The sequence below is a fragment of the Streptomyces polyasparticus genome (assembly GCF_014493765.1).
Lineage (GTDB): Bacteria > Actinomycetota > Actinomycetes > Streptomycetales > Streptomycetaceae > Streptomyces > Streptomyces polyasparticus.
Genome location: NZ_JACTVJ010000014.1, coordinates 96,006 through 119,539, shown reverse-complemented (window position 1 = coordinate 119,539; position 23,534 = coordinate 96,006). Strand labels below are relative to the sequence as shown.

Annotated in this window: 18 protein-coding genes and 1 pseudogene; 12 read left to right on the top strand and 7 right to left on the bottom strand. The window is 71.5% G+C overall.

From position 1 onward, the window contains the following. Positions 1–7: 7 nt before the first annotated feature. Both H9Y04_RS28335 and H9Y04_RS28330 read right to left on the bottom strand, forming a co-directional pair. Positions 8–2,788: an FAD-binding and (Fe-S)-binding domain-containing protein gene (locus H9Y04_RS28335; RefSeq protein ID WP_214661694.1), complete on the bottom strand. Its 2,781-nt coding sequence runs from the start codon at positions 2,786–2,788 to the stop codon at positions 8–10. Positions 2,789–2,861: 73 nt separating this feature from the next. Beyond that, the gene (locus H9Y04_RS28330) at positions 2,862–3,395 is read right to left on the bottom strand and encodes a PadR family transcriptional regulator (RefSeq protein WP_187816900.1); all 534 of its coding nucleotides are present in this window, start codon (positions 3,393–3,395) and stop codon (positions 2,862–2,864) included. A 142-nt stretch (positions 3,396–3,537) separates the two neighbouring features. Here H9Y04_RS28330 and H9Y04_RS28325 point away from each other — a divergent pair, with 142 nt between their 5' ends. Next, complete coding sequence (locus H9Y04_RS28325; RefSeq protein ID WP_187816899.1) at positions 3,538–4,308, top strand: alpha/beta fold hydrolase; 771 nt, start codon at positions 3,538–3,540, stop codon at positions 4,306–4,308. A gap of 113 nt (positions 4,309–4,421) precedes the next feature. On the opposite strand, the gene H9Y04_RS28320 is transcribed toward H9Y04_RS28325, so the two are convergent. Further along, the gene (locus H9Y04_RS28320) at positions 4,422–4,994 is read right to left on the bottom strand and encodes a dihydrofolate reductase family protein (protein ID WP_187816898.1); all 573 of its coding nucleotides are present in this window, start codon (positions 4,992–4,994) and stop codon (positions 4,422–4,424) included. 196 nt (positions 4,995–5,190) lie between these two features. Between H9Y04_RS28320 and H9Y04_RS28315 the strand changes: the two genes are divergently transcribed. The 8 genes from H9Y04_RS28315 (at position 5,191) to H9Y04_RS28280 (ending at position 15,944) form a co-directional block, all read left to right on the top strand. Next, entirely contained in the window at positions 5,191–6,081 is an 891-nt protein-coding gene (locus H9Y04_RS28315; protein WP_308801131.1) for a TIGR03084 family metal-binding protein, read from the top strand. After that, positions 6,078–7,796, top strand: a complete 1,719-nt coding sequence (locus tag H9Y04_RS28310) for an acyclic terpene utilization AtuA family protein (protein ID WP_187816896.1) — start codon at positions 6,078–6,080, stop codon at positions 7,794–7,796. The genes H9Y04_RS28315 and H9Y04_RS28310 overlap by 4 nt, the downstream gene beginning before the upstream one ends. 145 nt (positions 7,797–7,941) lie before the next feature. Beyond that, complete coding sequence (locus H9Y04_RS28305; protein WP_187816895.1) at positions 7,942–9,540, top strand: acyl-CoA carboxylase subunit beta; 1,599 nt, start codon at positions 7,942–7,944, stop codon at positions 9,538–9,540. Positions 9,541–9,553: 13 nt separating this feature from the next. Next, positions 9,554–11,629, top strand: a complete 2,076-nt coding sequence (locus H9Y04_RS28300; RefSeq protein ID WP_187816894.1) for an acetyl/propionyl/methylcrotonyl-CoA carboxylase subunit alpha — start codon at positions 9,554–9,556, stop codon at positions 11,627–11,629. Then, positions 11,626–12,798 (top strand): acyl-CoA dehydrogenase family protein, encoded by a 1,173-nt coding sequence (locus H9Y04_RS28295; RefSeq protein WP_187816893.1) that lies wholly within the window; start codon positions 11,626–11,628, stop codon positions 12,796–12,798. Before H9Y04_RS28300 ends, H9Y04_RS28295 begins: the two co-directional genes overlap by 4 nt. 38 nt (positions 12,799–12,836) lie before the next feature. Continuing rightward, the gene (locus H9Y04_RS28290) at positions 12,837–14,390 is read left to right on the top strand and encodes a 4-coumarate--CoA ligase family protein (RefSeq protein WP_187817083.1); all 1,554 of its coding nucleotides are present in this window, start codon (positions 12,837–12,839) and stop codon (positions 14,388–14,390) included. A 223-nt stretch (positions 14,391–14,613) separates the two neighbouring features. Next, the gene (locus H9Y04_RS28285; protein ID WP_187816892.1) at positions 14,614–15,348 is read left to right on the top strand and encodes an enoyl-CoA hydratase family protein; all 735 of its coding nucleotides are present in this window, start codon (positions 14,614–14,616) and stop codon (positions 15,346–15,348) included. Further along, positions 15,336–15,944, top strand: coding sequence for a TetR/AcrR family transcriptional regulator (locus H9Y04_RS28280; RefSeq protein ID WP_187816891.1), 609 nt, complete (start codon positions 15,336–15,338; stop codon positions 15,942–15,944). The genes H9Y04_RS28285 and H9Y04_RS28280 overlap by 13 nt, the downstream gene beginning before the upstream one ends. Positions 15,945–15,954: 10 nt before the next feature. Here H9Y04_RS28280 and pdxH read toward each other — a convergent pair whose 3' ends face one another. Beyond that, positions 15,955–16,578, bottom strand: coding sequence for a pyridoxamine 5'-phosphate oxidase (gene pdxH / locus H9Y04_RS28275; RefSeq protein WP_187817082.1), 624 nt, complete (start codon positions 16,576–16,578; stop codon positions 15,955–15,957). Positions 16,579–16,907: 329 nt separating this feature from the next. Between pdxH and H9Y04_RS28270 the strand changes: the two genes are divergently transcribed. The 3 genes from H9Y04_RS28270 to H9Y04_RS28260 all read left to right on the top strand — a co-directional run bounded on the left by H9Y04_RS28270 (position 16,908) and on the right by H9Y04_RS28260 (position 20,939). Then, positions 16,908–18,002 (top strand): citrate synthase 2, encoded by a 1,095-nt coding sequence (locus H9Y04_RS28270; RefSeq protein WP_187816890.1) that lies wholly within the window; start codon positions 16,908–16,910, stop codon positions 18,000–18,002. Between the two features lie 508 nt (positions 18,003–18,510). Then, on the top strand, positions 18,511–19,296 hold the full coding sequence (locus tag H9Y04_RS28265) for an ABC transporter ATP-binding protein (protein WP_187816889.1): 786 nt from the start codon (positions 18,511–18,513) through the stop codon (positions 19,294–19,296). Then, complete coding sequence (locus H9Y04_RS28260; RefSeq protein ID WP_236071569.1) at positions 19,293–20,939, top strand: transporter; 1,647 nt, start codon at positions 19,293–19,295, stop codon at positions 20,937–20,939. Before H9Y04_RS28265 ends, H9Y04_RS28260 begins: the two co-directional genes overlap by 4 nt. Before the next feature lie 291 nt (positions 20,940–21,230). Here H9Y04_RS28260 and H9Y04_RS46975 read toward each other — a convergent pair whose 3' ends face one another. The 3 genes and pseudogenes from H9Y04_RS46975 to H9Y04_RS28250 all read right to left on the bottom strand — a co-directional run bounded on the left by H9Y04_RS46975 (position 21,231) and on the right by H9Y04_RS28250 (position 23,384). Further along, on the bottom strand, positions 21,231–21,551 hold the full coding sequence (locus tag H9Y04_RS46975; RefSeq protein WP_236071633.1) for a hypothetical protein: 321 nt from the start codon (positions 21,549–21,551) through the stop codon (positions 21,231–21,233). Positions 21,552–21,699: 148 nt separating this feature from the next. Next, a pseudogene (gene iscB / locus H9Y04_RS46970) lies at positions 21,700–22,340 on the bottom strand (RNA-guided endonuclease IscB); the annotation flags it as partial. 471 nt (positions 22,341–22,811) lie between these two features. Further along, positions 22,812–23,384: a GNAT family N-acetyltransferase gene (locus H9Y04_RS28250; RefSeq protein ID WP_187816888.1), complete on the bottom strand. Its 573-nt coding sequence runs from the start codon at positions 23,382–23,384 to the stop codon at positions 22,812–22,814. Between the last annotated feature and the right edge of the window lie 150 nt (positions 23,385–23,534).

The following is a 23,534-nucleotide window of genomic DNA, read 5'->3' as shown; positions in this document are numbered from 1 at the left end:
CCGCATCTCAAGTCCGTTCGGGCGGCAGTCCTTCGGCGAGTACTTCCGCCAGATGCCGGCCCGCCCGTCCCGCCAGCTGTTCCAGCTGCGTACGGCACGAGTAGCCGTCGGCAAGGACGACCGCGTCGGCCGCGGCCTCCCGTACGGCGGGAAGCAGCTGGTCCTCCGCGCAGGCCGTGGACACCTCGTGGTGGCCGGGCTCGAAGCCGAAGTTCCCGGCGAGCCCGCAGCAGCCGCCGCTCAGCTCCCCGGTGAGCCCGGCCCGCCGGCGCAGCTCCTTGTCGGCGCTGTCCCCGAGCACCGCGTGCTGATGGCAGTGGGTCTGGCCGACGGCCGGGCGGTCCAGACGCGGGGGTGTCCAGTCGGGGGCGAGTTCGGCGAGGGCCTCGGCGAAGGTCCGTACGGACGCGGCGAGGCGGTGGGCGCGTGGATCGTCGCCGAGCAGCTCGGGCAGATCGGACCGGAGCGCGGCGGCGCAGCTCGGCTCCAGGACGACGAGCGGCCGGTCGGGCGATCCGACGTCAAGGGTGTCCAGGGTGCGGCGCAGGATCGCGCGGGCCTGGTCGAGCTGCCCGGTGGAGATGTACGTGAGCCCGCAGCAGACCCCCTTGGGCGGCAGCGCGACGCCCAGTCCGGCGGCTTCGAGGACGCGTACGGCGGCCTGGCCGACCGCGGGGGAGAGGTGCTCGGTGAAGGTGTCGGGCCAGAGGGTGACCGCGGGCTCCGTGTGCTGCGGGCGGCGCGCGAACCAGCGGCGGAACGTACGCGGCGCCAGGCGCGGGATCTCCCGCTCGGGCGCAATCCCCGCGAGCCGTCCCGCGAGCCTGGCGAGCGGCCGCACGGAGACGGCCGCGTTCACGACGCGCGCGAAGGGCGCGGCGAGCCGCAGCCACTTCGGCAGCCGCCCCAGCGTGTAGTGGGCGCGGGGCCGCCGGCGCCCGCGGTAGTGCTGGTGCAGGAACTCGCTCTTGTACGTGGCCATGTCGACCCCGACCGGACAGTCGGACCGGCACCCCTTGCAGGACAGGCAGAGATCGAGCGCGTCCCGCACCTCCTCGCTCCGCCAGCCGTCGGTGATCACCTCGCCGGCGAGCATCTCGTGCAGGAGCCGGGCCCGCCCCCGCGTGGAGTGCTCCTCGGCGCCCGTGGCACGGAAGGACGGGCACATGACGGACCCCGAACTCACCGTCGTATTGCGGCACTTGGCGACGCCCACGCACCTGCGTACGGCGGCCGAGAAGTCCCCGCCGTCGTGCGGATAGCCGAACGCGACCGGCACCGGCTCGCGCGGCAGCGGTGCGAAGCGCAGATTGGCGTCGAGCGGATCCGGGCGCACGAGCATTCCCGGGTTGAGCCCGTCGTCCGGGTCCCACACCCCCTTGACCCGCTCGAAGAGCCGTACCAGCTCCGGCCCGTACATCTTCGGAAGCAGCTCGGCCCGCGCCTGCCCGTCCCCGTGTTCCCCGGACAGCGAGCCGCCGTGCGCGACGACGAGCTCGGCGAGCTCCTCGGAGAAGTGGCGGAAGCGCGCGATCCCGGGCTCGGTGAGCAGGTCGAAGTCGATGCGCACATGGATGCAGCCGTCGCCGAAGTGCCCGTACGGGGTGCCGCGCAGCCCGTGCCCGGCGAGCAGGGCGCGGAACTCCCGCAGATACGGGCCGAGTCGCGCGGGCGGCACCGCGCAGTCCTCCCAGCCGGGCCAGGCCTCGGCGCCGTCGGGCATCCGGGTCGCGGTCCCCGAGGCGTCCTCGCGGATCCGCCACAGGGCGCGCTGCCCGGCCGGATCCTCGACCACCAGATGGTCGAGCGCGTCGGCGGCCCGGACGATCCGCTCGCCGTGCGCCCGCGCCTCCCGCGGACTCGCGCCGCCCGTCTCGACGAACAACCAGGCGCCGCCCTTGGGCAGTTGCTGCGGACTCCGTACGAGGTCCGCGGCCATCCCCTCCACCGTCAGCGGCCCGTACGGAAGCAGTCCGGCGGCGGCCTCGGCTGCGGCGCTCTCGTCGCGGTAGCCGAGCACGGTGAGCGCGCGGGCCTTCGGCGCCTCGACCAGCTCGACCGTGGCCTCGGTGAGCACGCCGAGGGTGCCCTCGCTGCCGCAGAAGGCGCGGGCGTGGTCGACGCCCTGCTCGGGGAGCAGGGCGTCCAGGGCGTAACCGGAGATCCGGCGCGGCAGCTCGGGGAACCCGGTCCGCAGCAGGGCGAGTTGCTCCTCGACGAGCGGCTTGAGCTGCTGCGGTGCACCGTCCCAGCCCTGCCCGAGCCGGAAGGACTCGCCGCCGTACGAGAGCACGTCGACGCTCCGTACGTTGTCGGCGGTCGTCCCCCAGGCCACCGAGTGCGAGCCGCAGGAGTTGTTGCCGATCATTCCGCCGAGCGTGCAGCGGCTGTGGGTGGAGGGGTCGGGCCCGAACGTCAGCCCGTGCCGGCCCGCCTCGGCGCGCAGCCGGTCGAGGACGACCCCGGGCTGTACGACGGCCTCGCGGGCCTCGGGGTCGAGCGCGACGATCCGGTCCATGTGCCGGGTGAAGTCGAGGACCACCCCGACCCCCGTGGCCTGCCCGGCGATCGAGGTGCCGGCCCCGCGCGCCACGACGGGGACGTGCCGCTCCCGGCATACGGCGAGTGCTGCCGCGACGTCGGCCGCATCCTTCGGGGCCACGACCCCGAGAGGCACCCTCCGGTAGTTGGACGCATCCATCGTGAACAACGCCCGCTGCCCGGCCCCGAACTCGACGTCCCCGCGAACGGCCCGCCCGAGCGCCTGCTTCAACTCGTGGATGTCCATGGGGTCCAGGGTGCCCGGCGCCCGGATCCGTATACGTGGGGGCTCGCGGGTCGGGGCCGGGTGCTCCGGACTCCTACTGGGCCGCCGCCTCAAGCTCGGCGACCGTGTCCCGCAGCCAGGCCAGCTCCGCCTTCGTGGTCGCCCGCGCGACGGTCAGGACGCCGCGGCGGAACGGGTCGTCCAACTCCTCGGCCCGCAGCGGGCGTTCACCGTCGTAGAAGAAGCTCGCCGGCGCTTCGAGGAAGGCCAGCCTGCGCCGCAGTACGGCGGCCTGGGCGGCCGGGTCGTCCAGGTGCCGCAGAAAACTGAGCAGCGTGAACCAGCGATTCTCGTCCGTCAGGTCCAGCTCCTCGGGTTCGGCGAGGCGCCGTCGCAGCTCCGCGCGGCCCGCGTCCGTGAGCCTGAGGACGTGCCGTGGTGCCGCGGCCGCGCCCTGCTGGGTCTCGCGGGCAAGGAGGCCGGCCTTCTCCAGCCGCTTGATCGCCGGGTACAGCGTGGACTCGCCGACGGGGCGGACGTGCCCGGTCAGGGCGGTGATGCGCTTGCGCAGCTCGTAGCCGTGCAGCGGGGCCTCGTACAGGAAACCCAGGAGGGACAGTTCCAGCATGCGTGCAGTGTCCCTCATCCAAGGGCTCTTCGGGGCCGTCGGGGTACATCGTTGACGTAGTACTACGTTGTCGATGTATGGTTCCGGCCATGGCGGTCCGCGAGGGGCGGGCCGGCCACCGGGGCGGACGAAGGAGGAGCCGGTGCGACAGGCACGGTTCGACGGGCGGAGCAGCATGATTCGCTGGACGGAGGCGTCCGGCGCCGAGAGCGAGAAGGCCGAGGCGACCGTGTTCGTGCACGGGCTCGGGGCGGCCTCGACCGTCTACCACGCCCATGTCGCGGCGCACCCGGAGCTCTCCGGCCGCCGGATGCTCTTCGTCGACCTGCCGGGGCACGGCATCAGCGACCGGCCGGACGACTTCGACTACGCGCTGGAGAGCCATGCGGACGCGCTGGCCGCCGCGCTCGACGCGGCGCAGGTGCGCGGCGCGGTGGTCGCGGGCCACAGCATGGGCGGCGCGGTCGCCATCGTCCTGGCCCACCGCAGGCCCGAGCTGGTGTCCCGGCTCGTCGTGACCGAGGGCAACCTCGACCGCTTTCCGGCGCCCACCGCGGGGAGCAGCGGGATCGCCTCGTACACGGAGGAGCAGTTCGTACGGGGAGGAGGCTTCGCGCGCGTCCTGGAGCACGTCGGCCCGCAGTGGGCGGCGACCATGCGGCTTTCGGATCCGCTCGCGCTGCACCGTACGGCCGCAGGTCTGGTGCGGGGCAGTGAGCCGGTGATGCGGGAGATGTTCGAGCGTGCGCGGATGGAACGGGTCTATCTGCAGGGCGAGTTGAGCGGTCCGCTGCCGGGCAGGGAAGGGCTTGAAGCCGCGGGTGTCCGGGTGCTCACGGTGCCGGAGGCCGGGCACAACGTCATGTTCGACAACCCCGGAGTGTTCGCGCGGGCGGTGGCGGGGCGGGGGTGAGCGCGGGCGTCGCGCGGTGAGCCCCCGTGGGCCGGGGGCGGTCGCGGGAGGCCGGGGATCGGCGCGGGCGGCCGGGGCGGGTCCGGGACCCGCCCCTGCGTTCCGACGCGGGGTCAGCGGACGACGTCGAAGACCATCTTCTGGATGCCGTTGGCGTAGGCCTCCTGCTCGACCAGCTTCAGCATCTGCTTGTCCTTGTCCGAGTCGCTGAACAGGCGCTTGCCGGCGCCGAGCAGCAGCGGGAAGACGAGCAGGTGGTAGCGGTCGATCAGACCGGCGTCCGAGAGGCTCCGGCCGAGCTCGGTGCTGCCGTGCATGCTGATCGGGCCGCCCTCGGTCTCCTTCAGGGCGGCGACCTCGTCCAGGGAGCGCAGGATGGTGATCTCGCCCCAGTTGTCGACGAGGTCCTCCTCTTTGAGCGTCGTCGAGACGACGTACTTGGGCAGCGTCTTGTAGCGGGCGAAGTCCTCCATGCCCGGCCACACGGCGCTGAACGCCTCGTAGCTGGCCCGGCCGAAGAGCATCGCCCCGGCCTCCTCCTGCTCGCGGGCCTTGAGCTCGTACGCCTCGGGCAGGAACTCCAGGTCCTTGAAGGTCCAACCGGAGCTGCGGTGGCCGGGCTCGCCGCCGGGGGCCTCCATGACGCCGTCGAGGGAAACGAAGGCCGTGCTGATCAGGGTGCGCATCTCAGGTTCTCCAAGGTCGTTTGTTCGTCGGTTACACCCTGTACGACGGCCGGTCCCGGCGAAAGTCATCGGTGGGGCCGGGATTTCCCCGGAGAATTTTCCAAGCACGCGTGCTTGTTTCTTCCTTTGCCCGCTGCCATGCTCGCCGCACACACCGTCACAGCGTCACCGACATCCCGCGAGGGGAGTGCGTGCCGTGTCCGAAGTGGTCCGTGCAGTGCTCGACGATCTGGCCGAGGAGAGCGGGGAACTCGACGCCCTGGTAGGGGAGTTGGGGGAAGGCGGCTGGGCGCGCGGCACGCCCGCCGAGGGCTGGAGCGTGGCGCATCAGATCGCTCATCTCGCGTGGACGGACCGGGTCGCGCTGATGGCCGTGACCGACCCCGAGGCCTTCGGCGCGGAGCTGGAGAAGGCGCTCGCCGCGCCGGAGACCTTCGCCGACCAAGGCGCCGAGGAAGGTGCGCGGAGCGCACCGGCCGAGCTGCTCGCCGGCTGGCGGGCGGGCCGCGAGCGGCTGCAGGAGGCGCTGCGGGCGGCTCCCGAAGGGGCCAGGTTCCCCTGGTACGGGCCGCCGATGAGCGTCGCGTCCATGGCGACCGGCCGGCTGATGGAGACCTGGGCGCACGGCCAGGACGTGGCCGACGCGCTGGGGGTGCTCCGGGTGCCGACGGCGCGGCTGCGCCATGTCGTACGGATCGGGGTGCGGGCCAGGGACTACTCGTTCATGGTGCGGGGGATCGAGCCGCCGGGCGAGGCCTTCCGGGTCGAACTCCGGTCACCCGACGGCGAGTTGTTGACGTACGGTCCCGAGGATGCGGCCCAGCGCGTCACCGGCGACGCGTACGCCTTCTGCCTCCTGGTGACCCAGCGCGCGCACCGCTCCGACCTCGACGTGCGCGCCGAAGGACCGGACGCCGACCGCTGGCTGGACATCGCACAGGCCTTCGCGGGGCCGCCGGGGAAGGGGCGGGCGCCCGGTGGGGCGGCGGCTTCCGAGGAAGGCGTGCCGTCCGGTGAAGGGCAGCCCTCCAGTGAAGGGCAGCCCTCCGGTGAGGCGGCGGCCCCGGAGGGAGGCGGCGCGGCGTGACGCGTGCTCCGTTCCGGATAGCCAATGCCTCCGGCTTCTACGGCGACCGCCACGACGCCCTGCGCGAGATGCTCACCGGCGGCCCGGTCGACGTCGTCACCGGCGACTATCTCGCCGAGCTCACCATGCTGATCCTCGGCCGCGACCTGATGAAGGACCCGCGCACGGGGTATGCCAAGACCTTTCTGCGGCAGCTCGAAGAGTGCCTCGGGACCGCCCGGGACCAGGGCACCAAGCTCGTGGTCAACGCCGGCGGCCTCAATCCGGCCGGACTGGCGGACAAGGTGCGGGAGTTGGCGGACCGGCTCGGCGTCCCCACCCGTGTCGCCCACGTCGAGGGCGACGATCTGCGCGCGCGGCCCGGCTGGGGCGAGGGGGTGCTCACCGCCAACGCGTACCTCGGCGGGCAGGGCATCACCGCCTGCCTGCGGGCCGGCGCCGACGTGGTCGTCACCGGCCGCGTGACGGACGCGGCCCTGGTCACCGGGCCCGCGACATGGTGGTTCGACTGGGACGCCGAGGGCCCCGAGCGCCCGGGGTACCTCGACCCGCTCGCCGGTGCCGTTGTCGCCGGGCACGTCCTTGAGTGCGGGGCGCAGGCGACCGGCGGCAACTACGCCTTCTTCGCCGAACACGACCCGCGCACGATGCTCCGCCCCGGCTTCCCGCTCGCCGAACTGCACGCGGACGGCAGCAGCGTCATCACCAAGCACCCCGGCACGGGCGGCGTCGTCGACCTCGGCACCGTCACCGCCCAACTCCTCTACGAGACCGGCTCGGTGCGCTACCCCGGCCCGGACGTCACCGCCCGCCTGGACTCCGTACGCCTCGCGCAGGACGGACCCGACCGCGTGCGGATCGAAGGAGTGCGCGGGGAGGCGCCGCCGCCCGCGCTCAAGGTGGGGCTGTGCCGGATCGGCGGGCACCGCAACCAGGTCGAGTTCGTGCTGACCGGCCTCGACATCGAGGCCAAGGCCGCTCACGTACAGGCGCAGATGGACGAGGCGCTGGGCAAGCACCGTCCGCAGGAGGTCCGCTGGGAGCTGGTGCGCACCGACCGGCCCGACGCCGCGACCGAGGAGACGGCGAGCGCGCTGCTGCGCCTGGTCGTACGGGACGCCGACCCGGAGCTCGTGGGGCGGCGGCTCAGCGGTGCGGCGGTGGAACTGGGGCTGTCCGGCTACCCCGGCTTCACGCTCACCGCGCCGCCCGGGAAGGGCGCGCCGTACGGGGTGTTCGAGGCCGCGTACGTACCGCAGGGCGAGGTCGCGCACGTGGCCGTACTACCGGACGGGACGCGGCAGGCGGTCGCGGCGCCGGCGGTCGCGCGGGAGCTCGAGCCCGTACAACCGCCTTCCCCGCCGCCGCCGTTGCCTCGCGGATCGGTCCGCCGCGCACCGCTCGGCCTGGTCGCCGGGGCGCGGAGCGGTGACAAGGGCGGGGACGCGAACGTCGGCGTGTGGGTGCGGTCGGACACCGCGTGGCGCTGGCTGGCGCACGAGCTCACGGTCGAGCGCCTCACCCAACTTCTTCCCGAGGCCGCGGGGTTGACGGTCACCCGACACCTGCTGCCCGAACTGCGCGCCCTGAACTTCGTCATCGAGGGCCTGCTCGGCGAGGGCGTCGCGTCCCAGCACCGCTTCGACCCACAGGCCAAAGGCCTGGGGGAGTGGCTGAGGTCGCGGCGCGTGGAGATCCCGGAGGTGCTGCTGTGAGGTCGCGGCGTGTCTGTGGGCAGTCACTTCCCGCCCGGGGGCAGTTCTTGCGCACCGGCGGACAGTCCCCGCCCTCCCGGGGGCCGAAGCCCTTCTCAGGATATCGGCCCGCCCTCACCCCCGCCCCGCCCTGTGGAGAACCCCGATGACCCTCTTGTCCACAGCCCTTGACACCGCCGCCCCCGAGTACCGAGCGCACCGCGCCACCATGCTCACCAAGCTCGACGAGCTGGCCGCCGAGCATGCCAAAGCGCTGGCCGGCGGGGGTGAGAAGTACGTCGAACGGCACCGTAAGCGGGGCAAGTTGCTCGCCCGTGAGCGGATCGAGCTCCTGATCGACCCCGACACCGCGTTCCTCGAACTCTCCCCGCTCGCCGCCTGGGGCAGCGACTACCCCGTCGGTGCCTCGATGGTCACCGGGATCGGCGTCGTCGAGGGTGTCGAGTGTCTGATCACGGCCAACGACCCGACCGTACGTGGCGGCGCGTCCAACCCCTGGACGCTGAAGAAGGCCTTCCGCGCCCACGAGATCGGCCACGCCAACCGCCTCCCCTCGATCCACCTCGTGGAGTCGGGCGGCGCGGATCTCCCCTCCCAGAAGGAGATCTTCATCCCGGGCGGCGCCCTCTTCAAACACCTCACCCAGTCCTCCGCCGCCGGCATCCCCACCGTCGCCGTGGTCTTCGGCAACTCCACCGCCGGCGGCGCGTACGTCCCCGGCATGTGCGACCACGTGATCATGGTCAAGGAGCGCGCCAAGGTCTTCCTCGGCGGCCCGCCCCTGGTCAAGATGGCCACCGGGGAGGAATCGGGCGACGAGGAGCTCGGCGGCGCGGAGATGCACGCGCGTACGTCCGGGCTCGCCGACTACCTCGCGGCCGACGAACACGACGCCCTGCACCAGGCGCGGCGCGTCGTTGCCCGGCTCAACTGGCGCAAGGCGTACGCCGATCCGGGCCCCGCCGAGCCGCCCAAGTACGACGAGGACGAGCTCCTCGGCATCGTCCCCGGCGACCTGAAGATCCCCTTCGACCCGCGCGAGGTCATCGCCCGGATCGTCGACGCCTCGGACTTCGACGAGTTCAAGCCGCTGTACGGGACGTCGCTGGTCACCGGCTGGGCGAGCCTGCACGGCTATCCGGTCGGGATCCTCGCCAACGCGCAGGGGGTTCTCTTCTCCGCCGAGTCCCAGAAGGCGGCCCAGTTCATCCAGCTCGCCAACCAGCGCGACATCCCTCTCCTCTTCCTCCACAACACCACCGGCTACATGGTCGGCAAGGAGTACGAGCAGGGCGGGATCATCAAGCACGGCGCGATGATGATCAACGCGGTGTCCAACTCGAAGGTCCCGCACCTGTCCGTCCTCATGGGTGCGAGCTACGGCGCCGGCCACTACGGCATGTGCGGCCGCGCCTACGACCCCCGCTTCCTCTTCGCCTGGCCCGGCGCCAAGTCCGCCGTCATGGGCCCGCAGCAGCTCGCGGGCGTCCTGTCGATCGTGGCCCGCCAGTCCGCACTGGCCAAGGGGCAGCCGTACGACGAAGAGGCCGACGCCGCGCTGCGGGCGATGGTGGAGCAGCAGATCGAGTCGGAGTCGCTGCCGGTGTTCCTGTCCGGGCGGCTCTACGACGACGGGATCATCGACCCCCGCGCTACGCGGACGGTCCTCGGCCTGTGCCTGTCGGTGATCCACAACGCGCCGTACGAGGGTGCGCGCGGCGGTTTCGGCGTCTTCCGGATGTGAGGAAAGGCTTTCCGTGATCAGTTCTGTGTTGGTGGCCAACCGGGGGGAGATCGCCTGCCGGATCTTCCGCACCTGCCGCGAGCTCGGCATCGCGACGGTCGCGGTGTACTCCGACCCGGACGCCTCCGCTCTGCACGTACGCGAGGCCGACGCGGCCGTACGGTTGCCGGGTGCGACGCCCGAAGAGACGTGCGGCGCGAAGCGCCTCGATGAGGGGTGGTGGTCGGGCGACGGGCGGGCGTATCTGCGCGGTGAGTCGATCGTCAAGGCGGCGCTCGCTGCCGGGGCGGACGCGGTGCATCCCGGGTACGGATTCCTGTCCGAGAACGCCGAGTTCGCGCGGGCCGTCACCGCGGCCGGCCTGGTGTGGATCGGGCCGCCGCCCGAGGCCATCGAGGCGATGGCCTCGAAGACGCGGGCCAAGGCGCTGATGGGCATCTCACCGCTGGCGGAGGTCACGGCCGCGGATCTGCCGGTGCTGGTGAAGGCCGCGGCGGGCGGAGGCGGCCGTGGAATGCGGGTGGTCCGCGAACTCTCCGTACTGGACGAGGAGTTGGCTGCCGCGCGGGCCGAGGCGCTGGGCGCCTTCGGTGACGGAGAGGTGTTCGTCGAGCCGTATGTCGAAGGCGGGCGGCATGTCGAAGTGCAGATCCTCGCGGATGCGCACGGCACGGTGTGGGCGCTCGGGACGCGGGACTGCTCGCTGCAGCGGCGCCATCAGAAGGTGATCGAGGAGGCGCCGGCGCCTGGGCTGTCCGAGGAGCTCGACGCTGAGGTGCGTGAGCTGGCGGTGCGGGCGGCGCGGGCCGTGTCGTACGTCGGGGCCGGGACCGTGGAGTTCCTGGTCGCCGGCGGGCGGGCGCACTTCCTGGAGATGAATACGCGGCTGCAGGTCGAACACCCCGTGACCGAGGCGGTGTTCGGGGTGGATCTGGTGGAGCTGCAGGTCCGGGTGGCGGAGGGTGAGGCGCTGCCCTTGGAACCGCCGGCCGCTCGCGGCCACGCGGTGGAGGCCCGTCTGTACGCGGAGGACCCCTCGTCCTCCTGGGCTCCGCAGGCCGGGCGCCTGCATCTGCTCGCCTTCCCCACGGGGGTACGGGTGGACACGGGCTTTGCGTCGGGGGACGTGGTCGGGGTGCATTACGACCCCATGCTGGCGAAGGTGGTCGCGTGGGCGCCGACGCGGGCGGGGGCGGTGCGGCGGCTGGCCGGGGCGCTGGCCCGGACCCGGGTGCACGGGGTCGTGACGAACCGTTCGCTCCTCGTCCGTTCGCTGCTCCATCCGGAGTTCGCCTCCGGCGCCATGGATACGGGCTTCTTCGACCGTCACCTGTCGTCGCTGGTCGCGAGCGACGGGGTGGTCGCGGAGGTCTACGCGGCTGCGGCTGCTGCGGTGGCGGCTTCTTTTCCCCACCCGGGCATCCGAGGTCCGCTCGGATCTGCTCAAGCGCCGCAGGGGCTGAGCCTTTGGAGCCGCACCGGAGCGTGGCGGAATCTGGCCTCGCAGCCCCAGGCGAAGGCCTACGTGGGCCGCGACCGGCACGAGATCCGCTACCACCGCACCCGCACCGGATTCGACCTCGTCGACCTCCCCGACGTCCACGTCCTCAAGGCCGACGCCCACCACGTCACCCTCGAAATCCAAGGCATCCGCAGGGAGTTCACGATCTCCTCGTACGGGGAGGACGGCGAGGTCCACGTCGAGACCGGCACCGACACCTGGACCCTCACCCCCCAGCCCCGCTTCCCCGAGCCCGAGAGCACCGTCGCCCCCGGCAGCCTCCTCGCCCCCATGCCGGGCACGGTCGTCCGCATCGCGGAGGGGCTCACCGAGGGAGCGGAGGTCGAGGCCGGGCAGCCGCTCCTGTGGCTGGAGGCCATGAAGATGGAGCACCGGATCACGGCCCCCGCCACCGGCACCCTCACCGCTCTGCACGTCACGCCCGGCCGCCAGGTCGAACCGGGCACCTTGCTCGCCGTCGTACAGCCAGTGCAGCCAGTACCGCCAGTACAGCCCGCACAGTCCCCCGTGCAGCCCGCACAGCCCGCCGTACAGCCCGTACCGAACGAGGAGGCACCCACGTCATGACCGCCGTCATAGAGACCGAAGAGCACAAGGCCCTGCGCGCCGCAGTCGCCGCACTCGGCACGCGTTACGGACGCGAGTACCTCGCCAAGGTCGTCCGCGGCGGCGGTCACCCCGATGAGCTGTGGGCCGAGGCCGCCAAGCTCGGCTATCTCGGGGTCAATCTGCCCGAGGAGTACGGCGGTGGCGGCGGCGGGATCGCCGAACTGTCCATAGTTCTTGAGGAGTTGGGAGCCGCGGGCAGTCCCCTGCTCATGATGGTCGTGAGCCCCGCCATCTGCGGCACCGTCATCGCCCGCTTCGGCACCGAGGAGCAGAAGCGCACCTGGCTGCCGGGGCTCGCGGACGGCACGAAGACCATGGCGTTCGGGATCACCGAGCCCGACGCGGGCTCCAACTCCCACCGGATCACGACGACCGCCCGCCGCGACAGCGACAGTGAGGGCGGCGGCTGGATCCTCACCGGGCGCAAGGTGTTCATCTCGGGTGTGGACATCGCCGACGCCACCCTCATCGTCGGCCGGACCGAGGATGCGCGGACCGGGAAGCTCAAGCCCTGCCTGTTCATCGTTCCGCGGGACGCCGAGGGCTTCCGGCGCAGCGTCATCGACATGGAAGTGCAGGCCGCCGAGAAGCAGTTCGAGCTCGTGCTCGACGACGTCCGGCTGCCGGCCGACGCGCTCGTCGGCGACGAGGACGCCGGGCTGCTCCAGCTCTTCGCCGGGCTCAACCCCGAGCGGATCATGACGGCCGCCTTCGCGATCGGCATGGGCCGCTACGCGCTCGCCCGCGCCGTCGACTACGCCAAGGCCCGTAGCGTGTGGAAGGCACCCATCGGCGCGCACCAGGCCATCGCGCACCCCCTCGCGCAGGCGCACATCGAATTGGAACTCGCCCGCCTGATGATGCAGAAGGCCGCCCATCTCTACGACCAAGGCGACGACTTCGGAGCAGGGGAAGCGGCCAACATCGCGAAGTACGCGGCGGCGGAGGCCTGTGTGAAGGCCGTGGACCAAGCCGTGCACACACTCGGGGGCAATGGGCTGACACGCGAGTACGGTCTCGGTTCACTGGTCACCGCGGCCAGGGTCGCGCGTATCGCCCCGGTGAGCCGGGAAATGATCCTGAACTTCGTGTCCCACCAGACCCTCGGTCTGCCCAAGTCGTACTAGGCACCACTCCACTCCATCCCCTCGGAGGGCCCGTCATGGTGTTCCAGAGTGAGTACGCAGCAGTGCCGCCCGTAGAACTGCCCATCCACGAAGCCGTGTTGGGGCGGGCCGCCGAGTTCGGCGAGACACCCGCGCTGATCGACGGAGTCGAGGGCAGGTCGCTCTCGTACGCGCAGCTCGACGCGTTCCACCGCAAGGTGGCCGCCGGGCTCGCGGACGCCGGGGTGCGCAAGGGCGATGTCGTCGCCCTGCACAGCCCCAACACCATCCTGTGGCCGGTCGCCTTCTACGGGGCGACCAGAGCCGGCGCCACGGTCACCACCGTGCACCCGCTCTACACCCCCGAGGAGTTCGCCCAGCAGCTGCGCGACGCGGACGCGCGCTGGATCATCACGGTCTCGCTGCTGCTGCCGGTCGCGCAGGCGGCGGCCGAACTCGCGGGCGGGATACGGGAGATCATCGTGTGCGACGAGGCCGAGGGCCACCGCTCGCTCCTCGCGATGGTCGGCGCGGACCTCCCGCAGCCCTCCGTCGGCATCGACCCCGCCGAGGACCTGGCGGTCCTCCCGTACTCCTCCGGCACGACCGGCGTCCCCAAGGGCGTGATGCTCACGCACCGCTCGGTCGCCACCAACCTCGCACAGCTCGCCCCGACGATGCCGATGGGCCCCGGCGACCGCATCCTCGCGGTGCTGCCCTTCTTCCACGCGTACGGCCTCACGGCGTTGCTCAACGCACCCCTCAGCCATGGCGCGACCGTGGTCGTCCTGCCGAAGTTCGACCTCGAAGGCTTCCTGACGGCCGTCGAGAAACACCGCATCACGAGCCTGTACGTGGTGCCGCCGATCGCCCTTGCCCTCGCCAAGCATCCGGTGGTCGAACGCTTCGACCTCTCCTCGGTGCGCTACGTGCTCAGCGCGGCCGCACCTCTGGACGGCGAACTCGCCGCCGCCTGCTCGGCCCGGCTCGGCGGCGTGCCCGTCGGCCAGGGCTACGGCATGACGGAACTCTCGCCGGCCACGCATGTCACCCCGGTCGACCGCCCCATTCCGCACGGCAGCGTCGGCAAACTGCTCTCCGGCACCGAGATGCGGATCGTCTCGCTCGACGACCCCTCCGTCGATCTCGGCCCGGGCGAGGCGGGCGAAGTGGTCATCCGCGGCCCGCAGGTGATGAAGGGCTACCTCGGCCGTCCGGACGCGACCGCCGCGATGATCGACGAGGAGGGCTGGCTGCACACCGGTGACGTGGGGCGCGTGGACGAGGACGGCTGGCTCTACATCGTCGACCGCGTCAAGGAGCTCATCAAGTACAAGGGCTTCCAGGTCGCCCCCGCCGAACTGGAGGCCGTCCTCATCGCCGACCCCCGCATCGCGGACGCGGCGGTCATCGGCGTCTACGACGCGGACGGCAACGAATACCCGAAGGCCTACGTGGTCCCGGCCCAGGGATCCGCCCTCACGGCGGAGGACGTCAAGTCCTATGTGGCCGCCCGCGTGGCCCCGCACAAGAAGATCCGCGAGGTCGAGTTCATCGATACGGTCCCCCGAGCGGCGACGGGCAAGATCCTGCGGAGGGAGCTGCGCAAATAGCCTGCCTCCAGCCCCGGCGGCCAATCCAGCCCCTGCGGCGCTTGAGCAGATCTTTCAGCCCCTCCGGCGTTTGAGGAGATCCGAGCGAAGTTCGGATGCGGGGTCTGGGGCGAAGCCCCAGTTTCGGGAAGGGGCGGGTAGGGGGGAAAGGCCGGCCGCAGGCCCCCACCCGCCCCTCACCCACCCGTACGCGCCGACGAGACCGCACCACAGAAGGGCACCCATGCGACACCTCACCTCGACGAACGACCGCGGCATCACCACCCTCACCCTCAACAACCCGGAGAACCGCAACGCCCTCTCCGCCGACCTCGTCGCCGACCTCGCCGGCGCCCTCCGCCGAGCCTCCGTCGACCAGGACGTCAGGGCGATCGTCCTCACCCACGAGGGCCCCACCTTCAGCGCGGGCGCCGACCTCAAGTCGCCGGCCAACCCCTACGCCTTCGTCGACCTGCTGCGCGCCCTCGTCGAACTCCCCAAGCCCGTCCTCGCCCGCGTGGACGGCTCCACGCGGGCCGGCGGTCTCGGCCTGCTCGGCGCCTGCGACCTGGTGCTCGCCTCCACCGCCTCCACCTTCGCGTTCACGGAGGTCCGTATCGGAGTGGCGCCCGCGATCATCTCGCTGACCCTGCTGCCCCGTATGGACGCGAGGGCCGCATCCCGCTACTACCTCACCGGGGAGCGCTTCGATGCGGCGGAGGCCGCCCGTATCGGACTGATCACCGAGGCCACCGACGATCTGGAGGCAGCCGTCGCGGCCGCCTGCGAGGCCTTCCGCAAGGCGGCACCGCAGGGCCTGGCGGAGGCGAAACGCCTGGTCAACGCTAGAGTCCTGGAAGCCTTCGAGCGCGATGCGGAGGACCTGGTGCAGAAGTCGGCGTCCCTGTTCGCCTCGGCCCCCGCGCGCGAGGGCATGACCGCATTCTTCGAACGACGGGATGCCGCATGGGTGCTGTGACACCGACGACTCCGGCCGAGCGCACGGACCGCGCCCCGAAGCAGGACCGCAGCCGCGCGACACGGCAACGCCTCCTCGAAGCCGCCGTCGCCTGCCTCGCCGAGCTCGGCTGGGCGCGCTCCACGGTCTCCGTCGTCGCCGAGCGCGCCGGGGTCTCCCGGGGCGCCGCACAGCACCATTTCCCCACCCGCGAGGACCTGTTCACGGCCGCCGTCGAGTACGTGGCCGAGCAGCGCTCCCACGCCCTGCGCGAGCTGTCCGCCACCTCACGCGCCGAGGTGGTCGCGGCGCTCGTGGACCTCTACACCGGACCGCTGTTCCGCGCCGCGCTCCACCTGTGGGTGGCGGCCTCGCACGAGGAGGCGCTGCACGCCCGGGTCGCCGAACTCGAGGGCCGCGTCGGCCGCGAGACCCACCGCATCGCCGTACGTCTCCTCGACGCCGACGAGTCACGCCCCGGTGTCCGCGAAACCGTCCAGGGCCTGCTCGACATGGCCCGCGGCCTGGGCCTCGCCAACGTCCTCACCGACGACACGGGCCGCCGCGAACGCGTCGTACGGCAGTGGGGCCTGCTGCTCGACGAGGCCCTGAGCTAGCCGGCGCGCGTCAGGGGGAGAGCCGCTGCACCCCCCACACCCCGCCCTCGTCCACGTACCGCAGCCGGTCGTGAAGCCGGTTCTCGCGGCCCTGCCAGAACTCCACCGCCTCCGGTACGACGAGGAAGCCGCCCCAGTGCAGGGGCACCGGCACCTGCCCGCCCTCCGGATAGCGCGCCGCCAACTCCTCGTAAGCGCCCTCCAGTTCCTCCCGCGACCCGATCACCGAGGACTGCGCGCTCGCCCACGCCCCGAGCTGCGAGCCGTGCGGCCGCGAGCGGAAGTACGCGGCGGTCTCGTCGCGCCCGACGCGCTCGGCGCGGCCCGTGACGATCACCTGGCGGGCGATCGGGTGCCAGGGGAAGAGCAGCGAGACATACGGATTGGCGCCGATCTCCCGCCCTTTCCGCGACTCGTAGTTCGTGTAGAAGACGAACCCCCGCTCGTCGTACCCTTTGAGCAGGACGGTCCGCGAGCTCGGGCGGCCGTCCGCGTCGGCGGTCGAGACGACCATGGCGTTCGGCTCGTGCAGACCGGCCGCGGTGGCCGCCGCGAACCAGAGGTCGAACTGCGCCATGGGTCCGGGAGCGACCTCGTGTTCGTCGAGGCCGTCCGTGCGGTACTGCTTGCGCATCGCGGCGGGGTCCGGAGCATGGTCCTGTCGGTCGTTCACGCCGTCATCCTGACGTACCGGAGCGCCCCGCACGAGTGTGGTTCGCGGCACTCAGTGCCGTGAACTCTCCCCATCGGTGGCACCGAGGGATATCGTCCTGCCGCACGGGGCATCACCGGGATGGCCATGGGCGGACCGCGAGTCGCGAGTGACCGCGGAACCGGACTGTGGGCACCTGCTTCTGACGCCTGGTCATCACCGCCCCACCGTCACCAGCGGTAGCCCGTCACCTCGGGAGACCGTGCACCACGTCAACTCGTCTCGTCGTACACATCATGAGGAGCCGCCTGATGTCCGACTTCGTCCCTGGGCTCGAAGGGATCATCGCGTTCGAAACGGAGATCGCCGAACCGGACAAGGAAGGGGGCGCGCTCCGCTATCGCGGTGTCGATATCGAGGACCTGGTCGGCCATGTCTCCTTCGGCAACGTCTGGGGTCTCCTGGTCGACGGCGCGTTCAACCCGGGACTGCCGCCCGCCGAACCCTTCCCGATCCCCGTGCACTCCGGTGACGTCCGCGTGGACGTGCAGTCCGCGCTCGCGATGCTCGCACCCGTATGGGGCCTCAAACCCCTCCTCGACATCGATGCCGCCCAGGCCCGCGACGACCTCGCGCGCGCGGCCGTGATGGCGCTCTCGTACGTGGCGCAGTCGGCGCGCGGGCAGGGGCAGCCGATGGTGCCGCAGCGCGAGATCGACAAGGCCGCGTCGGTCGTCGAGCGCTTCATGATCCGCTGGCGCGGCGAGCCCGACCCGAAGCATGTCGCCGCCGTCGACGCGTACTGGACCTCGGCGGCCGAACACGGCATGAACGCCTCGACGTTCACGGCGCGTGTCATCGCCTCGACGGGCGCGGATGTGGCCGCGGCGCTCTCGGGAGCGGTCGGCGCGATGTCCGGTCCGCTGCACGGCGGTGCGCCCTCCCGCGTCCTCGGGATGATCGAGGAGATCGAGCGTACGGGGGACGCGGACGCGTACGTCCGCAATGCGCTCGACCGTGGTGAGCGGCTCATGGGCTTCGGGCACCGCGTGTACCGCGCGGAGGACCCGCGGGCGCGCGTCCTTCGCCGTACGGCCCGTGAGCTGGGGGCGCCGCGCTACGAGGTGGCGGAGGCGCTGGAGAAGGCGGCCCTCGCGGAGCTGCACGCCCGGCGGCCCGACCGGGTCCTGGCGACCAACGTGGAGTTCTGGGCCGCGATCGTGCTCGACTTCGCGGAGGTGCCCGCGAACATGTTCACGTCGATGTTCACGTGTGCCCGTACGGCCGGGTGGTCGGCCCACATCCTGGAGCAGAAGCGCACGGGCCGCTTGGTCCGCCCCTCGGCCCGCTACGTGGGGCCGCCGTCGCGGAGCCCGGAGTCTGTACGGGGGTTCACGCCGGCGTAGGGGTGGCCGCGCGGCTGCGGCTGCCGGGGCTGCCTCGTGCCCGTGGCCGGGGCTGCTCGGTGCCCGCGCTGTGGGGCTGCGGTTCGGTGCCCCGCGCGGCGGGGGTCCAGTTCGGTGTCCCGCGCTGCGGGGGTGTGGTTCGGTGCCCCGCGCGGCGGGGGTCCAGTTCGGTGTCCCGCGCTGCGGGGGTGCGGTTCGGTGCCCCGCGCTCCGGGGGTGCAGGGGGCGGAGCCCCCGCATGGCCCCGGGTGCGGGTACGCCGCCGGGTGCGGGTCGTTGCGCCTGCGGCGGGCCTCTTCCCCCACCCCGCCCCTTCCCGAAACCGAGGGCTCCGCCCCCGGACCCCCGCATCCGAGCTTCGCTCGGATCTGCTCAAGCGCCGCAGGGGCTGACGTCGGGGTCTGGGGCGGAGCCCCAGTTTCGGGAAGGGGCGGGTAGGGGAAAGTAGCCCGCCGCAGGCGCCACGCACCCGCACCCCCACCCCACCACGAAGCGACGAGAGGCCCCCGTGCCACCCACCCCAGCCGTACAAGTCACCCAACTGTGGAAGAGGTTCGGCGAACAAGTCGCCGTAGCCGGCATCGACCTCACCCTCCCCGCCGGAAAATTCATCGGCCTCGTAGGCCCCAACGGAGCGGGCAAGACCACCACCCTCTCCATGATCACGGGCCTGCTCCGCCCCGACATGGGCACCGTCCACATCACCGGCCACGACGTCTGGCAGGACCCCGCCGACGTCAAGGCGAGAATCGGCGTACTCCCGGAAGGGCTGAGGCTCTTCGAGCGCCTGAGCGGACGCGAACTCCTCACGTACACCGGACGCCTTCGCGGCCTCCCGTCGCAGGACGTAGAGAAGCGCACCAGCCAGCTCCTCGACGTCCTCGACCTCACCGGCGCCCAGCACAAACTCGTCGTCGACTACTCCACCGGCATGCGCAAGAAGATCGGCCTCGCCGCCGCTCTCCTGCACAACCCCGAAGTCCTCTTCCTCGACGAGCCGTTCGAGGGCGTCGACCCCGTCTCCGCGCAGACCATCCGCGGAGTCCTGGAGCGCTACACCGCCTCCGGCGCCACCGTCGTCTTCTCCAGCCACGTCATGGAACTCGTCGAGTCCCTCTGCGACTGGGTCGCCGTCATGGCCGCGGGCCGCATCCGCGCCCAGGGCACGCTCGCCGACGTACGGGGCGACGCCCCCAGCCTGCAGAGCGCCTTCCTCGAACTCGTCGGCGCGGGGGACCGTGCGAACGGCGACACCCTCGACTGGCTCGGGTCGACCGGCGGCACCCCGTCATGACCACCCCGCGCACCCCGCCCACGCCGGCCCCTGCCCGCACCCCGAGTCCCACCCGCACCCCGGGCCTCACCCGTACCTTCGTCAGCCTCAAGCTGGCCCTCCTGCGCAACGGCCTGCGCCAGTCCGCGGGGCGCCGCGCCGCCTACATCGCCTCCGTGGCCGTCACCCTGCTCTTCGCCGCCCTGCAGCTCATCGGCCTGATCGCGCTGCGCGGCAACGAACACGCCGCCACCCTCGTGGTGCTGCTCGTCGCGGTGCTCGCCCTCGGCTGGGCGTTCATGCCGCTCTTCTTCCCGAGTGGCGACGAAACCCTCGACGCCACCCGCCTGGTGATGCTCCCGCTGCGCCCGCGCCCGCTCGTGCGCGCGCTGCTCGCCTCCTCGCTCGTCGGCATCGGACCCCTCTTCACCCTCTGCCTCGCGGCCGGTTCGGTCGTCGCCGTCGCACAGACCACGGCCGCCGCGCTCACCGGCGTCCTCGCGATCGCGCTCACCCTGCTGCTCTGCGTCGCGCTCGCCCGCACCGTCGCCTCCGCCAACCTGCGGCTGCTCTCCAGCCGCAAGGGCCGCGACCTCGCCGTGCTCAGCGGCCTCGTGATCGCCGTCGGCATCCAGGTCGTCAACTTCGGCATCCAGAGCCTCGGCCGCTCCGGCGGCCTGTCCCGCCTCGACCCGGCCGCGGACATCGCCCGCTGGATCCCGCCCGCGTCAGCGCTCGGCGCCGTCGACTCCGTGGCGCAGGGATCGTACGGTACGGGCCTCGCCCAACTCGCGCTCTGTGTCGTCGTGTTGGCCGCACTCATCGCGTACTGGCAGCGCAGCCTCACCCGCCTCATGACCACCCCCGACGGCTCCACGCTGCAGGCGGCCGAACCCACCCGCACCCGTGCACGCGCCCACGGCCTGACCCGTCTCCTGCCCGGGGGCCGCACCGGCACCGTCATGGAACGCACCCTGCGCTACGTCTGGCGCGACCCCAAGACCAAAGCCGCCTGGGTGACTTCGCTCGCCATCGGACTGATCGTCCCGGTCTTCAACGCCCTGCAGGGCACCGGCTCGGTCTACTTCGCCTGCTTCGCCGCGGGGATGCTCGGCATCCTGATGTACAACCAGTTCGGCCAGGACAGTTCGGCCTTCTGGATGGTCGCCCAGACCATCTCCACGACCCGCGACGCCTACACCGAACTGCGCGCCCGCGCCCTGGCGCTGGCGCTGATCACCGTCCCGTACACCGTGCTCGTGACCTTGGTGACGACCGCGATCATCGGCGACTGGCGTCCCCTGCCGGAAGCACTCGGCATCTCCTTCGCGCTGCTCGGCGCGATGCTCGCCACGGGTGCGTGGTGCTCGGCCCGCTTCCCGTACTCGATTCCGCAGGAGGGCTACAAGAACGTGGCCCCGGGACAGGCCGGCCTCGCCTGGATCTCCATCTTCGGCGGCATGCTCGCCTCGGCCCTGCTCTGCGCCCCGCTCATCGCCCTGGCCATCTGGCTGCACGCCTCGGGCGCCGAGGACTCGACCTGGCTGCTGCTCCCGGCCGGCGCGCTCTACGGCTGGGCCGTCACCCGCCTCGGCCTGTGGTTCTCGGCCCCCCGCGCGGCCCAGCGCCTGCCGGAGATCCTCACGGCGGTCAGCAAGGGCTGAGGGGTGGGCGGTCCGCGCCAAGGACGCGTCCGGAAACGCAGACGACCCACGGGCCATGGTTCCCACCGTGAATACGGCGGGAAGCCGGCCGGACGTACCGGCGGCCCGTGGGTCGGGTGACTGCGTGAGATTGGCCAGCTGTGCGGATCGCTCCCGCACTGGTCCGGCACCGCACTGGATGCGACAACGGGCCGCTAGCCCGCAGCCACCTCTTCCGTCCGGTGTGAATTCATCTGCCGAACCACCTCCTCTCCGAATTGAGCCCCACCCTAGGAACCCGACGGCGAGCCTTCAACCCGTTTTCCGAGCTGTTTGCATCCCGGGCTCACACACGATGGCGTAGCTGTGACCATCCGCACGCTGAAGCAGCGACGGATGCTTGTACGAGATGTCGAAACGGCCTTGGGCCGTTGTGACCCGGTGCTGTCCGCGGGCACGTACCGCGACGACCCCCGTTCGGGTGCCCGCCCACTTGCCCTTCGGGACCTCGGCGCGCACCAGATCCCCGCTGATGAAGCCGTGCAGCCGCTTCCCGCGCGTGCGGTGCAGGCGCGGGAAGCCGAAGCGCTCCGGTGTGGTGCGTGCGTACGAGCCGCGGCCCATGGCCGTCACGAGCAGGATCTGGCCGGGAAGGTCCAGTGGGGGGTCTTGAGCTGTTGAGGATCTCGGCAAGCCGCTCTTGCGTACGGGCCAGGAAGACCTCGACCGGCAGGGACCCTTTGGCCTGATTGCAAGGGACGCAGGACAGCACAAGATTCGACGCGCGGTTCGTTCCGCCACGGCTACGGGGGCGGATATGTTCCACGTTCAGCGTTACGCCTGTGACGCCGCAATAGGCGCAGGCACCATGCCATTTCGCGAAGACCTGGGCCCGGCGAGGGACGACCGTGGTCTGTTCGGAACCTGCGTCAGGGCTCTCACTGCGGAATGCCACCCGCTCGACATGGATTTCCACCACAGGTGCATACCTGCACAAGCGCGCGCTGAAGTTCGCCGTTGAGTCGACGCGATGCTGCAGGGACGGAGGCAGCCACCCTCAGGGCGCGTACGGTTTCTCGACCGTGGCGCCCTGTAACGGCAGTTCGCCACCCGGCGCCGACGGCGGTACGCGGCACGCTGCACCAGGCCGGCATGGATGCGGGCGCCTCGATGATGCAACTCGACCGCGATCAGACCGCGGCGAACCACTCGGGCCGGCCCATCGTTCGCAGTCTCGCGCCTGTCCTGAGTGAGGGCGAACCCCGTCACCTTGGAACCTGGATCGATACGCAGTTGAAGGCCGTCGGCTTGGGAATCAGTCCGCTCGCGGTCCTTGAGCCGAATCGTGAAGGGTGCCCTGCCCAGCACGACTGCCCGCCCCCGCCGAAGCAGCTCGCGAGCCCTGGCAGGGTGACAAGGCATCAGTGGCTCCCCTCCCTTGGCCAGGACGAAAACCCTCGAAGCGCCCCTCGCCACTCCTGGAACAGTGAGGCCGTCACCGGCCTCTGTCTCTGCGGTCGTTGCCGCACGGAGCGCAACTTCCGCGTGCCGCCGACGGGGCTGGGTGCCTTCCCGCGCCGGTCTCCCCTCGCTCATGTTCCCTGCCGGCGCCCCGCGCAGTGACTGCGGGGTGGCCGTGGGCCGTTTCGGCCCTGCTCCTGGGGTGTCTGCTCACCTGCAGGGGACGTAGTCGTCAAGGGCACCTCTCCTAAGTGTGACGACTTGAGCTGATCACCCGGATCGGTTGGAAAACCGAGGAGCGAGTGAACTCCCTTTTCGTGAAATATGAGCTTAACTAGACTGATTCCAGGGATAGTTGTGTCCGCTGGGGAACACCCGTACAAGTGATGGGCTCCGATCTCCGGCAGCCGCATCACTGCAGGTCGAACACCGTCACCGCAGGTCGAGCCGCATCAGAATCCTCGGGTGGCCCGCGAGGACCGAGGTCGTGTCGGCTGCGTGCGTGAAGCCCGCGCGTTCGAAGTTCTTGCGCAGGCCCGCGTACGCCATGGTCAGGTCGACCCGTGCGTCGCCGTTGTCCAGTGGGTACGCCTCGATCGCCGGCGCACCGTTCGTACGGGCGAACTCGACCGCTCCCTCGATCAGGGCGTGCGAGATGCCCTGCTTGCGGTGGCCGGGGCGGACGCGGATGCACCACAGGGACCAGACCGGCAGCTCGTCCACGTGCGGGATCTTGCGGTTGCGGGCGAAGGTCGTGTCCGCGCGCGGGGCCACCGCCGCCCAGCCGACCGGCTCTTCGCCGTCGTAGGCGAGGACGCCAGGGGCCGGTTCCGCGCGGCACAGCTCGGCGACGAAGGCGGAGCGGTCGGGTTCGCGCAAGTTGTTGGCGATCTTCGAGGGGATCCGGTAGCTCAGGCAGAAACAGACGTTCGCGGTAGGGGACTTGGGCCCGATGACGGCTCGTACGTCTTCGAAGACCGAGGCTGGGCGGACAGTGATGGTCATGGCGCCAGACTCCCACGGCGGGTCCCGGAGAAGGAGCGGGACGTTTCCGGGGCGCAACGATTTCGGCGAACCCGGTGTGGGCTGCGTCACGTTCGAGTTCAATGATCCGTGTGCGGTGCAAGCCGAATGCGTGCAAGCCGAATGAGTGCA